The sequence below is a fragment of the Sphingobacterium kyonggiense genome (assembly GCF_039536825.1).
GTDB classification, from domain to species: Bacteria; Bacteroidota; Bacteroidia; order Sphingobacteriales; family Sphingobacteriaceae; genus Sphingobacterium; species Sphingobacterium kyonggiense.
In genome coordinates, this window is the sequence record NZ_BAAAZI010000005.1 from 105,819 (window position 1) to 119,932 (window position 14,114).

Here is a 14,114-nt window from a genome sequence, read left to right on the forward strand (position 1 = left end):
AGTAAGGCTATGAAAAAATTAAGAGCAAATATGGACAGGTACTTTGACCTGCTCGATGAACGTTGGCGGGCGTTGCCTTTGCGCAAACAGCGCCAATATACGCTGTACTTCTTTGTGGTTTACCTACTGCTCACCGTAGTGGTCATTGGCAAAGTGATGTACGACACCTCAAAGTCAGGTAACAATATGGTCATTAAACATATTGAGAACCCTGTCCTTAAAAATGGAAATCCTGCAAGGTTGCCGGATAGTGTATCAACAATTTTAAAAAATCAGATTTATGAAAGAAAATGAGAACAAAAAATCGGTTGTTCGGGTAACGGAGGGGAACCCGAATGAAACTGCTGATGTGTTGCAAGACGGCGCACAGAACAAAGCCGACAAACTCAAAAAGCCACTTATATTCCTTTTAATGGGAGTGGTATTTCTCGGCTGTATGTACCTGATATTTAAACCGTCGAAAGACAAAAAGGCGGTGGAGAACATCGGATTAAACGATGCCGTACCACAGGCTACCGGGGCAGGAATGCCTGCCGATAAAGGCAAGGCGTATGAACAGGAAATGCTCGAACGCAAAGAGCAGGAAAAGCGCAATGCACTGACCACGCTTTCTGATTATTGGAATACTGAAGACAATGCATCTGCTGACAATGAAGAAGGTTTACCTGAACAAGATGAAGAAAGCAACGGCTTTGGCGGTGGTGGCAGAAATTCGGGAAGAAACGGTAATCATGGATTGAACAGCTACAGAAATATGCAAAGCACATTGGGTTCATTCTATCAGGATAATAATTCTGAAACAATGGAACTCCGCAGGCAACTGGACGAAATGAAAGAAAAGCTGGCCGAGAAAGATGTGCCACCTGTGGCCACCGTTGACGACCAACTCAAATTAATGGAGAAATCCTATGAAATGGCTGCAAAGTATCTTCCGCAAAATGCTAACACAGGAAATGCTGCTCCTGCCAACGGTGCAACTACTGGGGCTGCGGGTGCTAACCAAAAAGAGCAATTTGTATCGTTCACACCAACAAGAAAGAACATTGTATCAGCCTTGTACCGTGAGCCGTCGGACAGTGCCTTTGCAGCCGATTGGAGCCAAACAAAAAGCCGCGGGTTCTATACCGCAGGTTCTACTGAAGAGGTAGTACAGCCTAAAAACAGCATCAAAGCCTGTGTAAACGAAGCCCAGACAGTAGTTGGCGAAACGGGTGTGCGCTTACGACTATTAGAGCCTGCTAAAACCCCGCAACGTACCATTCCCAAAGGAACAATTGTAACGGCTAATGCAAAATTTCAGAATGGCAGGCTACAATTAAAAGTTACCTCCGTAGAACTGGAGGGCAACATCATTCCGGTAGATATAACCATTTACGATTTGGACGGGCAGCAAGGCTTGTACGTTCCGTATTCGCCGGAAATGAATGCACTTACCGAAATGGCGGGCAATATGAGCCAGACAGGGGGAACAAGCGTAATGCTCACGCAGAATGCCGGACAGCAGGTAGCGGCTGATTTAAGCCGTGGCTTGGTACAGGGTATCTCAGGCTATTTCGCCAAGAAAGTAAGAACGCCAAAGGTTACACTGAAAGCGGGCTATCAGGTCTTTCTTGTATCTAAAAAATAATGTTGAACTCAAATAAATAAAACAATGAAAAATCATTTAAAAACCTTTTGGGCTTTTGCCCTGATACTCGGCTTTGCCGTAAACTCTTACGCACAGGACACCATCAGAACGCCGCTTGCCCTGGGCAAGATAGAACCGTACCGTATGGAAGTAACTTACGATAAAACTTCGCACTTGATTTTCCCGACCGCCATTCGTTATGTGGACTTGGGCAGCGAATACCTGATAGCAGGAAAAGCCGAAGATGCAGAAAACGTGTTGCGTGTGAAAGCATCTGTAAGGGACTTTGAGCCTGAAACCAATTTTTCCGTTATCACGAATGACGGTCGTTTTTACAACTTCAACGTGTATTACAGTTCCTACCCGGCGGCAATGAGCTATGACCTGCTCACGATGCAGAAAGCGGTAGATAAAGCCAATGGTAACGATGTGCTTTTTGAAGAATTGGGCAACAATTCGCCCTCGCTGGCAGGCTTGCTACTGGAAACCATTTACAAGAAAGACAAACGCATTGTAAAGCATATTGGAGCTAAGAGCTTCGGCATTCAGTTTATGCTCAAAGGCATTTACATCCACAACGGCAAATACTATTTGCATACGGAATTGAGAAACCGTACCAATGTGCCATTTCAGATTGATTTTGTGAATTTCAAGGTAGTGGATAAAAAGGTAGCCAAACGTACCGTAGTACACGAACGTCCGATGATACCGCTACGCACTTACAAACCATTGGACGAGATCGGTGGAAAAACCATCGAGCAAAACGTGTTCATGTTAGACCAATTTACCATTGCTGATGACAAGGTATTACTGATTGAGATTTTCGAGAAAAACGGTGGCAGGCATCAAACACTTCAGATAGAAAACTCTGATTTAATCAAGGCTCGTTTGATTAACGATATGCACCTGAAATTTTAATAACCCTTTAAAAAAGATAGCAATAAAATGAAAAAGTATATCTATACCGTGATGCTTGTTTTAATGGGCATCACAATGGCACAGGCACAACGAATGCTGCCTAAACAGAAAGGCTTGGAAATAAGCACAGGCGTATTATCCAATGATAAGATTGGCAATGATTATTACATCAGTGTAGCGATGACTGTAAATGGTAAAAACGGCAATTACCAGCTTTGGGCATTGGAATATACACACCAATACCACGACTATAAAGACCTGCGCATACCGCAGGAAAGTTATAGTGCCGAAGGCGGTTACAGTTTCTACTTGTTGGGCGATGCCCGAAAAAACATCACGCTGAATTTAGGAATAACAGGCGTAGTCGGTTATGAAAGCATTAACCGGGGCGAAGCTATGTTGTATGACGGATCGAAGATACTGAGCGAGGACAATTTTATCTACGGAGCTGGTGGACGGCTCACATTTGAAACGTACCTGTCCGACCGATTTGTATTAGTCCTGCAAGGGCGTACAAAAGTCCTTTGGGGTAAAGACTTAGAACAGTTCCGACCGTCCGTAGGTATGGGATTAAGGTTTAACTTTTAAAACAGAAAACAATGATAGCAATATTCAATAATTTCAGAATAGGATTACTGCCGATATATGTATTCCTGGCAATCCTCACAGCTTCGGTTACGTTGGTATCTTGTAGCAAAGATGATGAACTCGAAATACAAAAGGACTTTCCTTTTGAGGTCAAAGTGATGCCAGTGCCTAAATATGTTGCCAACGGCCAGACGGTAGAGATCCGCATTACAATACAGCGAACTGGAAATTATAGCAGCACGCAATATTTCCTTCGCTACTTCCAGTTTGACGGAAAGGGCACACTTAGGTATTACGATGAGCCGCCGTACCTACCTAATGATCTGTATGAGTTACCAACCGAGCAGTTCCGTTTGTACTATACTTCGGCATCTGCAGTATCTCAATCCTTTGAGGTTTGGATTTCGGATAACTTCGGGAACGAAAAGCAGATAACTTTTCAGTTTAACAGTAGTGATTAATACAGCATGTCAATTCATAAAAAACGGCTTATTGGATTGGTAAGCCGTTTTTGTATTGAATACGCATCGTTCAGGGGCTAAACAAATATTTTTTTGTAAATTCAAATAGTGGAAATAAACTATGGTTGCATCACTCGTTATAGGTATCATATTTTTGGTTGCAGGCTTGGTACTTCGTTACTGGATTAACCGTAGAAAGTTTTACAGGCGCAGCTCTATGGGAACTGAGGGGTTCTCATCTTATGAAAGTTCGATTTTCATTAAATTGATTGAAAAGGTTGGCAAATGGATAGCTTATGCGTTGATTATATTTGGGCTGTTGTCGTTATGGGTTTATTCCCGTGAAAAAAAGGAGAAACAGCAGCCTGACGTAACAACCGAACAACCTGCCCAACGCAGATAATTATTACAGAATTTTAAAAGCAAATCGGATAGCCCAAAAGGTTATCCGATTTTTTATGACTACAAATCCGTACAAATAAAAGAAGAGAGCCTTAACGGCAAATATATTTCATCTGGGCTATGTTTTATATAATCTTCTTTAACATCATCCCACATAAAGCCTGGTCTAACTAGCGTAAAGTCATTTATTTTATTTACTGATTGAACATAGCTGTAACCCCACGGAGATTTGTAAATAATTTGACCTTGAACTGCCAGTGTATCGAAGTTTTTTTCTGCAAGTTGCTTCATAACTTTTTTAAATGCTGGACAAACTTTGTAATAAAACACCATCAGATTCTGTTCAAGTCCTTTGGTTCGCTGTTTTAGGTCAGAAATTCTAAGATTGATTTTAATTTGCAAATCATCAAAATTATTTTCAAAATCATCAATATTTTTCCACCCTAAATAATGAAGCGTGTTTAGAAGCATTGAAAAAAAGTAATGCATCTCGCCATCTTTCCAATAATTGTTTATCAGGCAAACAATCGTGTTTACAAGTGCATCGGCTTTTAATTCCTCAACTTTCTTTTTTGTATAATCAAATTCGTATTCTTTAAAGCCTGTTCTTGCCAACATTAAAAAGTCGCCTATTAAGTTTAAACAACAACCTTTCACATTATTGTTGTCATAATTGTTGCTAAACGGAAGATAGCTAAAGAAATGTTGCTTTTCTTGCTCGTCGTATTTTTCTGTTTTGCCTCCATATTCAAGTATCAGCTCAAGCGTTATCAAATATTTGGTTAAGTCTGTTAATGTGGGTTTATAGTTTTGGGGTCTATTGTTACCATAAAGAAGTTCTTGCTGATTATAATACAGATTATCAAAATAGCTTGTCAATTTTCTTTTTTCAGACTTTAGCAACGCAAAAGAAAGATTACGAACTATTTTTACTTCGTTTTTCTCATTGCCATCAATGTTACCTAAATTTTCTTCCTGTTCATCAATGCTAATATCAATCTGTCTGTTTATGGACAGAGATTTTGAGTGAATGAATTTTAAAACATCTAAAACCCGAAGCGAAAGAGAAGAAAGCAAAAGACTTTTCTCATACGCAGAATGCTCAATTGGTTTGTAAGAAGAAAGGTCATACAGCTTTTCGGGCTCGTTGTTTCCGTCTCTTTTTGCATCTGTAGTTTTACGGCTATTCAGAATACTTGCACTTTCTTCGTTTTCCGTTTCATCAATTATCGCATAATGCAACAAGTCGAGAACTTTGCTTAGTTCTCCATTTTGGATTTCGCTGTAAATCCTTTCTATGTCTTCAGTTTTAGGATTTGGATGGGTTTTGGCAAGATGAAAATAATCAGACACCAAAAGTTTGTTTGATACAAATTCATCCTCCATATTAGCCAATTGAACGTACTGAAAACTACCTAATTCTGCATTGAGTTTTACTTTTAGTTCTTGCTCAAACTTCGAGAATGTTTGGGAATGAAAATATCGGTTCTCTTTATCAAAAAGCATAAATTTAAACGGTTCTGAGAAATTGCCATTTAAGTGAATTGTAAGCTCATCATAAATCAATTCTGCGCTAAGAAGTTGAACCTGAAATTTATTATTCTTGATTATCGTTTCATAAATGGATTTATGAGCTGTAGAAGTAAAATCTGAAAGTTGTTTTTTGTTGCCAACTTTCAATTTTATGCCTAATTTATTAAGCAAGCCACCTTTTTCAGATCGTATAAGAAGTGAAACTTCTGCATTTGCATTTTTTCCTGCTAATGCCAAGCCCTCCGGTGTTATATTGGCACTTCCGAAAAGGCAAAATTCTTTACCATCTTTTGTTTTAATATGGATAATCTTTCCGTGAAGTTTAGAGTTTGAATTATCAGATTTCGAATATTGAACTCTACTGATACCAGCATTGCACCAGTCGTAAAATGAAAATGTTTTACTTAAATCCATTGCCGATGGAATAAAACCACTTTCTTCTAAAACCACATTAATATCTGCTTTTGGGAAAAGATTTTTCAGCTCTTGCAGTACCTTTCCTTTGCTATCATAAAATGGAGAAATGGTAGTAATTTCAACAATTTTTTCGTTGCTAATATGTTTTAATAGCTCATTCCAAATCGAAGAGGTTTCGGAATTGAATAAAAAAGCAACTTTCTCTTTTTGTGAAGTATTTAAAAATTCAAACGGTTTTACTGCTGGTAATTCATTAAGCCATTTTGAATGTTCAATTATCCACCTTGTGGTCTTTTCATTCATCTGACCTTTAACTGTTGATGAAAGCATCGATAAATAATTCCAAGCAGATGAAAATATTGGGGCGTTCTCGGTCGAACGAATATCAAAATGATATGCTCCCCAAATTTCATCGTTGTTTCCATTTCCCGAATTGGTAAGATTTCCTGAACCAACAATTAATAAACCCTCCTTATCGCCAAATAGCATCCAGATTTTTGGATGAAATACTGAATTTTGAAAAACAGGATAAAGTGAATAACCGGCAGTAAGTTGCATTTCTTCGCCAGTGGCTTGTCGCATCAACTCTGAATAATAGTAGCCGTCAATAAAAACATTAATGTTTCTCACACCACACGAACGCAACCATTTCATTGCTTTCATTTCAAAAAAGTAAAAGTCAAAGCTGAAAGTGGTAAGAATACAAGAATGGTATCTTCTGCTTCCAATTAAAGTCAAAATGTTTTCTCTTTCTAATGCCATTAGTCAACCAAAAGTTTTGTGTGAAGCGGAGACAAAACCTTTTCCTCGTCGATTACCTGCAAATCAAACATTATGTTTTGCAAAGCATTCATTCTCGGCGATGTATTTCTTGGTGGAAATATGTCGATGAAACGGATGTATTGTTCTTCTATAAAAAATTTATGCGTGGATTGTGAGCCATTACCCATTTTTCTAAAGGCAACCATTGTGTGTCTGTAAATTATTTTGCGTAAAATAAATTGTTCAACAAAATCTTTAAGAATTTCTTTCTCTGCTTTATGAACTGTAAGGATGCCATCAACCATATTTCCATCTCTTTCTGTTCTCTTTCTACTCATAAATTCTTTCAAAGGATGCAATTGTTCTCTATTATTTTTGAACAGCTGAAGTAAAAGCATGAAACCGTATTTACCAGCAAGAATTGGGTCGTTGGTTTGGTTGATTGCTCTTTTCGTTTCCTCTTCGTCGTTCGTATCTGGAATGAGTGATAAAATTTCTGAAACTAAAGATGTGGGCTGTATTGATTGGTTAAAATCTTTGCAAATTTCTTTTGAGATGCTATCCGAAAACTTCTCAACAAAAGACGGCAAATATTGGTCTTGTTGAAAATCGTAAAGATGTTGCAGCAATGCCCAAAATATTGTTCCGCAACTGTATTGCCAATATTCATTTAGTTGATAGCAATACCAACCGATGTTTGTTTCTGTTTCGGGTTGAGTGCTTGAACCTAATTTTTTATGATAGCTTTCGAGCAAAAATTTATACCAATTATAGTCATTATCGTTTTGAACCGCTGTTTTTATTAGCGATAAAATGGTTTCTCTTCTATGAAAAGTCACCAATTCTTCAACTTCTTGGCTTGGCTCATCTTTGTCAAGGAGCATTTCCATATACAATTGCCATTCACTGCTTTCAGTTTCTATAGTCTCAATCGCAAAATATTTGATTAGTTCTGGAATATCCGATTGGTAAAGCTTTCCTTTTTTTATGTTGCTGTAAAATAACTCTTTTATTTGGGGGGATAATGATATCTCAAAAGCATTAGCTAATTGTTTTCCTGAAACTTTTTGTCTGGGATGTGGTTGGCTTATATTGTAAACAACGTCTCCAAAATCATTTACCGCAGTAATAATTAATGAAAGAGCTTGCATCGCCCCATAATAATATTGCCCAAAAGCACCGGACGGATATTTCCAATACACATTTTTGTCTGTACCGTCTTTATCAGCCCCCTCAGCTAAATCAAAATAATCATTTTCAATCGTGTTGAGTAGGTTTGATGCGAAATTACTTCCTGTAATTTGCTGAACTGCTTTCCGCTGACTTTGCATTATGATAGCAATCATTAACTCAGCCCTGCGAATAAAGCGGTATTGCTCTTTTGAATTTCCCTTTTTCTCTGTTTTAAAGTAAAAATCTAATAACCAGCAATAAAAGCCATAGTACCGCAGTCGATTAGTCAAGTTAGAAATTCCGGGCAACATCGTTGCATAAGTTGCCTCTGAAGTTGTCTGAAGCCCTAATGGGTCAAGTCCTGTAATTAAATTTATTGATGCTCCCCAAAACGGATAGTTTGATTTGCCTTTTTGTAATAATGCCATTTAAAAATTCTTATTGAATTTGTTATTAACCTATAATTTTCAAATTTACAAAATAAACTATGCTGAAATTTATCGCGGAGCCAAACACTACCTTTCAGAGCCAAAGCCTGCAACATTTTCTAACGCTATCATAAGCATTTATAAATTCGACTTCCATAGTAAAATTGAGCAAACAATGGAAGTAATTGCAATACAAAAGTCGGCACTAGACGGAATGAAAAATGAGCTAAAAGCACTTTTGGAATTGACCGAAAATGCCACACAGAAATATACGCCCATTTTTAAAGCGGAACAATGGCTCGATAACCAGGAAGTATGTCTGATGATGAACATTACCAAGCGGACTTTACAGACCTACAAAAGCAAAGGACTATTACCGTATTCAAAACTGAACCGTAAAAATTATTATAAACGCTCAGATGTACAGGCTTTGCTCGAAGCCGGACAGCTGGACAATACTACTGAAAATGGATTTATTCACGAATGATAGTGACGATATCATCGCCCACAGGGAAATGATTACACAGCTACGAAATCGTATTGAACAGATATTAAAAAACTACCGTCCTGTAATGAACGGTGAAATATATCTTTCGGGCGAAGATGTGTGCAAGCTGTTACATATCAGCAGACGGACTTTACAGCAATATCGTGATGACCAAATACTCCCATACATCCAGATAGGCGGCAAAATCATTTTTAAGCAAACCGACCTTTTACGGATACTTGAACAAAACTATGTCTGCAATGGACAAAAGAACAAGTAACGGATTTCAAGCAATCATATTTCTATATCGAAACGAGTTTAGTATCTTTGCTATGTAAAATATAGAAATACTTAAAGTGTTTTTGCTTTAAGTCCCACATTGAAAACTGGTAATTTTTAGACAACGGGACGATAAGGAAGAACGCTCATGCCATAGGCGTGGGCGCTCGCTTATTCGTTGTCGGGTATACCAGTACCTCAATGTGCGGTAAGTGTAGTTGCCTGCGCTTTCTTTTTGTGCAGGAACTTCATCTAACTCAAAAAAAGGTAACGTATGAAAACTGGTACTGTACAAGAAACAATCTCCCTGTCTTTTATCAATGACAAAAGCCCTGTAACCGATAACATCTGCAAAGATCTCGCTGCATCTGGAATGGAAATACTATCTCGGTCAGAAAGCATTGAAAATGGGCTAACACAGTTGTCTTCATTGAATGAACTCCCCAAAGTCTGTATTATTGACTTGGATTTTTACGACCAAAATGTGCTTAAACAGCTTCAAGAATTAAGGAAAGAGTACCCTGCAATCAAACTGGTTGCCCATAGCGATATTGATGATGAGAAAGTTGGGAAATCTCTTTTAGAGATTGGGTTTTCAAGTTATCTACTACTTGGAAGCGATGTTGATGATTTCAAGAAAGCTATCTTCAGTGCTTAAGACTATATTTCATCATCATCGTCTCCATACCAACTTGAAGTATCCACATCGTAGTCATCGACCTCAAACTTAGAGGACGGAAAATCCTCTTCAATTTGATAGCGTATCTTCGTTTCAAAAGGGAATGTTTCTGGCAAGTCTAATCCATCACCTTCACGTCTTTCTTTATTAGACCCATATTCAAGAATCACATGTAAATCTCCAAAGACGTCCACTACAATTTCATATTCATTAATTTCTGAAATATGATATTCTGACACTTCACTATATTCCAGTGAATGGTGAGGTGCAAGTCGATCAACATTCTCAAAAAAATTAGTTACAACGGATGATACCATATGCTCTTCGATATGTCCATCAAGGAATTGTTTAAGATCTTCACGATAGTTCTCAATTGTTTCTACCAAACTAATAAAAGAGTTAAGTACATCTTGGCTCATACGCTCAATTTCAGAATCGCTAATATTAAACACCTCAGGATTAATATGGGTATACTTGCTTAAAGTATTGATTGTTTCTTTTACATCCTTTATCATGTCTTTGAGTTCGTCAACCTCAAATCCCCAACGATCTAAAAAAGTGTCGTCTATTCCACCTTGGACTGCGTATTTAATTCTTTGGTTTCTTGTAGGTTTTCCGTCTGCAGTTTCGGGGCTAAACCAAACACAATTTTTCACACGTTCTTCCGGAGCAAGGTTATATAAAAAATGTCGTGACAACTCCCTTATAGAGTATGCAAAATTATTAAAGCGAAGTTTGTTTGTTCGATCATTTAAGCTAGCAATTGAAGCTTCAAATAAATCCAACTCAAATTGGTTGGATAGTAATTGTTTTATTTTTTCGGCTTTCTCCATAGTCTCTACATATAAAAGCTGTATTTAAGCTGCATACTATCTTCTTGGTTCAAATATTTTAATATTTCTCCAACATTTCTCGCACATTCAATTGTAATAGGCATCTGCCTATCAAATTGTGTATTATTCCAATTCATTTTGGTTAATGCAAGGATTTCATCGCAAATGATGTTTGGAGATTCATCATGTTGTGCTAATTTTATTTCAATGGCTCGAGGGATATATCTACCTGGATACGTTTCGTAGTACGGCACAGATCCTCTTGTATATAGCAAGTGGTGTTTATAACTCATAGCGAAATGTGTTCCCCTCATCGGCGGATAATTGCCATTCCTGTATAATCTTAAATCAGATGTTTGTATAGAAACTAAGTCAACTTGATTTATATGCAAATCACGAGCTGCTTGGGTAAACCCGTAAACTTCATCTTCACTGAAGTTAGAGGTCTTATGGATTACTAGTCTTTTCGGAAAAATTTTTACGGCTTCATAATATTCAGTTAGGGACTGCTTTAGAAGATTGAATGCTTGTTCTTCACTTAGATGTGGTGTTCTATCGTTTTTTTTCAAAGTAATTTCCTCACCTCTTAAAATGACACCTTTCCCTAACTCATTAAATATTTGGGCAATACTTGTTTGTGTTGAGCTTCTATCTCTACTTTTAAAGAAGCTTATACCGGCATAACAAGTAGTTTCAGCAGTGTCTTTTCTGATCAATGCCCAAGGCGTTCCTGAAGCTTTATAGTATAATGCTGTAAAAAAATTCCAAGCAACCGTTGCAGGATCTTGCATCTCTTTGGTTGGTTTTGCAACTCTATCCCTAATGATTTGGATAGGCACATTATATTGCATTGCCTTTGCTTTAAGATTTCTCCTGAAATTCTGTTCTTTTGAAGAAACCTCATCTTCATCAAAATCACGTTCATGAACTTCAGTTTCTTCTTCATCTTCACCAGAAGCTTTTGCCTTAGCTTCGGTAATATGTTTCATTAAATTTTCAGGCAAAGCGCAAAGAATTACATCTGGTTTTTTGTTTTTAGATAAGAATTTGATTTCAGCTAAATAGAGTTCTGTAATTTCTGCAATTATCGTTTCCAGGGAGTTGCTTTTCTTGACGATTTTCTCTAAATCAGAGTTATTTAACTTTCTTAGGTATGTATCATCATAATTGATCTCGCACTTAAAGCCTATACTTTTATTGAAACCGCAAAAATTTAGAAAAAGGTTGGGATGTGGGGTTTTACTTTGTTTTCCATCAATATGGGTTTTGCATGATTCTATCCATTCTAAAACTGCATCAACACTGTCAGATTTTCCAACTACTCCAATGGTGATTTTTTCAGGTCTAACTTGATCAATATCAAATGGATTAAAATTGTAAATGCCACTTTTAGGACAAATCTGATGTCCTAAGCCAAATTGTAATGATGGTTCTTCTATATATCTTAATTTCATTGATCAGAAAAAATTGAGTTGGTTAATTCGTTATCAAGGCTTATTTCCGTTGGAGTAAACTCAGATGTTTCTTCAACGATTTTAACGGGTATCCATTTTTGTTCATCTAGGCTGGGAGATAAACTTAATGGCTCATTTTTCGAGGTCTGCAGGTATGGATATTCAGTAACAAACAGGTCCGTATAAGATAAGTAGTACGCAAAGAATCTAAAGTAATTGTAAACAGAATTGTTATTCTCAAGTCGTTTTATTCCTGCCATATATGCTGATTCAAATCGACTTTCCCTATATCCACCCGGATTTGTAAAGCTCCATGTTGGATTTATGACCAAATACCAATCTATTTCAAAATTTAAAAAAGATGCTTTGAATGCTAAGTGTCTATAACAGATTATGTGCCCCTCCTTCTTATTTGTCATTTCGAATATTACTGTCTTGGTAGACTCTTTTTTACCCTTCCATCTAATTTGCTTTGCTTTAGGAGGTCTTGAATTGGCAAATCTGAAAATTCCTCTTGGCGGGAAGAATTCTATTCCTTTATAATAGCAAAGTTGGATCAGAGATTTTCTTAAAAGGTTTTTGAATACTTTGTTACTCGCTTCATCTTGTTCGTAGAAGTCTTTACAATCCAAAGTAGTTATTGTGCCAGCATCTATAATTTTTCTCAATGGTTCGTTGTTTTTAGATAAATCCCGAAAAGTATAAATACACTTTTCATGTAAAATCCAGTCTTCAAAATATACTTTATTTTGTTTTAAAGCCTTTTTGACCAGTGTGTTTGGCTTCAACTTTTTCACTTTCCTTTTTCCAATACTCTCCAAATAATCGTTTAGATTTTCGAGGATAGCTTCTTCATTAATAAACAATTCTGCCTTATACAAAACCTTCGGAAATGATATTTTAACCATGTTAGGCGAAATATCTTCTGGCTCGTTATTCAAGTATCCATTTTCGAACTTAAGCTGGCGCTGTTCAATCTGTATATCCGAAAACTCATGCTCGTATAATTTAGAAATCGCTTGAATTTTGGGCGTTGAGCTTATAGCATTTATTTTCTGAAGAATAACGTCCTTGTCTATAATATGGTCACTTGACTCAAACCCAAAACTATCGGGTATTACATCTTTCAGTTTTGCATCATTGTATTGCGGCTTCTTTTCTGTGAGAATATATAAGTAGAGTACATCAAACTCATTTTGTAGGTCATACTTTGAGAATGTTTCGAGCGTAGTCCTAATTTTATCAAGAGAAGATGTTGACGTAATTTGAAAAGCCACCCTATTCTTAAAGTCGGCCAGATCAATTGCTGGAAAATTTTTCTTTTTTGTAGAATTAAGATTTTCAAGTTCCAACCCGAAAACCTCATTTAATAACGGTACCAAAAAATTCTCTGCATGGATATTAATATGATAATTTCCTATTGCATTAAACCCTTCCACTTCGTGGACAAATCTCGCTGCACAAGTAGTGATCTTGTTGATGTATTCAATCCTGTTCAATTTTTGAAATATTTCGAGGTTTATTATTTAGTTTGTGACATATACTTTATCTTCTTTTCGGCAACTCTAAGAGTTTTATCCGCCAACGATTCGTCTTTTAGCTCAATTGCAATTTTCTCACTGAGGTATTGAATAAGTAATTCTTCTCGTTCTATGCCCAAAATATCTGCGAGTTTAAAAACCTGTTCCTTATTGATATTTCTTTGCCCTCTTTCAATTTTACTCAGAATTGCTGTATCCATTTCGAGCAAAGCAGCAACTTGCCTTAAGAGAAGCCCTTTCTCCTCTCGTTTAGCACGTAATATTTCTCCAACTGTTTTTTTATAATCCATTTTGTGTATTTGAAATATTCTACTTGACAAATAATGTCAAATATACGTTATTCCTTTAACTATTAATCGCATTGAGCAGGCAATATATTATTAACCAGTTATTGTGGCTCTTCAAGGTAATTATCTGATAAAATTAATAACTGTGTGGCGGTAAATAATGCGGCGTTCTTTTGCTTCTCCTATGTTTGTACAATATAATCTAAGTGAAGAAGGGCGAGAGCAGATTTTGCTTTAAATAGCCT

The 14,114-nt window shown here is 36.9% G+C and carries 15 protein-coding genes; 9 read left to right on the forward strand and 6 right to left on the reverse strand.

Features of this window, described 5'->3' with window-relative positions:
- Positions 1 to 9: 9 nt before the first annotated feature.
- The 6 genes from ABD676_RS04815 to ABD676_RS04840 all read left to right on the forward strand — a co-directional run bounded on the left by ABD676_RS04815 (position 10) and on the right by ABD676_RS04840 (position 3,997).
- Positions 10 to 294 (forward strand): nitrogen regulatory IIA protein, encoded by a 285-nt coding sequence (locus tag ABD676_RS04815; RefSeq protein ID WP_313260146.1) that lies wholly within the window; start codon positions 10 to 12, stop codon positions 292 to 294.
- Entirely contained in the window at positions 281 to 1,627 is a 1,347-nt protein-coding gene (gene traM / locus ABD676_RS04820; protein WP_313260148.1) for a conjugative transposon protein TraM, read from the forward strand. Before ABD676_RS04815 ends, traM begins: the two co-directional genes overlap by 14 nt.
- 24 nt (positions 1,628 to 1,651) lie before the next feature.
- Positions 1,652 to 2,545: a conjugative transposon protein TraN gene (traN, locus tag ABD676_RS04825; RefSeq protein ID WP_344673470.1), complete on the forward strand. Its 894-nt coding sequence runs from the start codon at positions 1,652 to 1,654 to the stop codon at positions 2,543 to 2,545.
- A gap of 27 nt (positions 2,546 to 2,572) precedes the next feature.
- Positions 2,573 to 3,133 (forward strand): conjugal transfer protein TraO, encoded by a 561-nt coding sequence (locus tag ABD676_RS04830; RefSeq protein WP_002993168.1) that lies wholly within the window; start codon positions 2,573 to 2,575, stop codon positions 3,131 to 3,133.
- An 11-nt stretch (positions 3,134 to 3,144) separates the two neighbouring features.
- Positions 3,145 to 3,594 carry a DUF3872 domain-containing protein gene (locus tag ABD676_RS04835; RefSeq protein WP_002993167.1) on the forward strand — a complete coding sequence of 150 codons (450 nt, stop codon included), beginning with the start codon at positions 3,145 to 3,147 and terminating at the stop codon, positions 3,592 to 3,594.
- Between the two features lie 121 nt (positions 3,595 to 3,715).
- The gene (locus ABD676_RS04840; protein ID WP_002993166.1) at positions 3,716 to 3,997 is read left to right on the forward strand and encodes a hypothetical protein; all 282 of its coding nucleotides are present in this window, start codon (positions 3,716 to 3,718) and stop codon (positions 3,995 to 3,997) included.
- 59 nt (positions 3,998 to 4,056) lie between these two features.
- On the opposite strand, the gene ABD676_RS04845 is transcribed toward ABD676_RS04840, so the two are convergent.
- Together ABD676_RS04845 and ABD676_RS04850 are read right to left on the reverse strand one after the other, a co-directional pair.
- Entirely contained in the window at positions 4,057 to 6,708 is a 2,652-nt protein-coding gene (locus tag ABD676_RS04845) for a hypothetical protein (protein WP_002993164.1), read from the reverse strand.
- Entirely contained in the window at positions 6,708 to 8,309 is a 1,602-nt protein-coding gene (locus tag ABD676_RS04850; protein WP_344673471.1) for a hypothetical protein, read from the reverse strand. The genes ABD676_RS04845 and ABD676_RS04850 overlap by 1 nt, the downstream gene beginning before the upstream one ends.
- Before the next feature lie 175 nt (positions 8,310 to 8,484).
- Between ABD676_RS04850 and ABD676_RS04855 the strand changes: the two genes are divergently transcribed.
- The 3 genes from ABD676_RS04855 to ABD676_RS04865 all read left to right on the forward strand — a co-directional run bounded on the left by ABD676_RS04855 (position 8,485) and on the right by ABD676_RS04865 (position 9,733).
- Positions 8,485 to 8,796 carry a helix-turn-helix domain-containing protein gene (locus ABD676_RS04855; RefSeq protein WP_125202213.1) on the forward strand — a complete coding sequence of 104 codons (312 nt, stop codon included), beginning with the start codon at positions 8,485 to 8,487 and terminating at the stop codon, positions 8,794 to 8,796.
- Positions 8,797 to 8,824: 28 nt separating this feature from the next.
- On the forward strand, positions 8,825 to 9,076 hold the full coding sequence (locus ABD676_RS04860; protein ID WP_425565270.1) for a helix-turn-helix domain-containing protein: 252 nt from the start codon (positions 8,825 to 8,827) through the stop codon (positions 9,074 to 9,076).
- Positions 9,077 to 9,349: 273 nt separating this feature from the next.
- Positions 9,350 to 9,733, forward strand: coding sequence for a response regulator (locus ABD676_RS04865; protein ID WP_002993158.1), 384 nt, complete (start codon positions 9,350 to 9,352; stop codon positions 9,731 to 9,733).
- A gap of 2 nt (positions 9,734 to 9,735) precedes the next feature.
- On the opposite strand, the gene ABD676_RS04870 is transcribed toward ABD676_RS04865, so the two are convergent.
- Genes ABD676_RS04870 through ABD676_RS04885 form a run of 4 tightly spaced genes read right to left on the reverse strand, consistent with a single transcriptional unit; the run spans position 9,736 to position 13,872 of the window.
- Complete coding sequence (locus ABD676_RS04870) at positions 9,736 to 10,587, reverse strand: pPIWI-associating nuclease domain-containing protein (RefSeq protein ID WP_125202214.1); 852 nt, start codon at positions 10,585 to 10,587, stop codon at positions 9,736 to 9,738.
- A gap of 5 nt (positions 10,588 to 10,592) precedes the next feature.
- The gene (locus ABD676_RS04875; protein ID WP_002993156.1) at positions 10,593 to 12,041 is read right to left on the reverse strand and encodes an argonaute/piwi family protein; all 1,449 of its coding nucleotides are present in this window, start codon (positions 12,039 to 12,041) and stop codon (positions 10,593 to 10,595) included.
- Positions 12,038 to 13,540, reverse strand: a complete 1,503-nt coding sequence (locus tag ABD676_RS04880) for an SMEK domain-containing protein (protein ID WP_002993155.1) — start codon at positions 13,538 to 13,540, stop codon at positions 12,038 to 12,040. The genes ABD676_RS04875 and ABD676_RS04880 overlap by 4 nt, the downstream gene beginning before the upstream one ends.
- Positions 13,541 to 13,563: 23 nt before the next feature.
- On the reverse strand, positions 13,564 to 13,872 hold the full coding sequence (locus ABD676_RS04885; RefSeq protein ID WP_002993154.1) for a helix-turn-helix domain-containing protein: 309 nt from the start codon (positions 13,870 to 13,872) through the stop codon (positions 13,564 to 13,566).
- Positions 13,873 to 14,114: the final 242 nt, after the last annotated feature.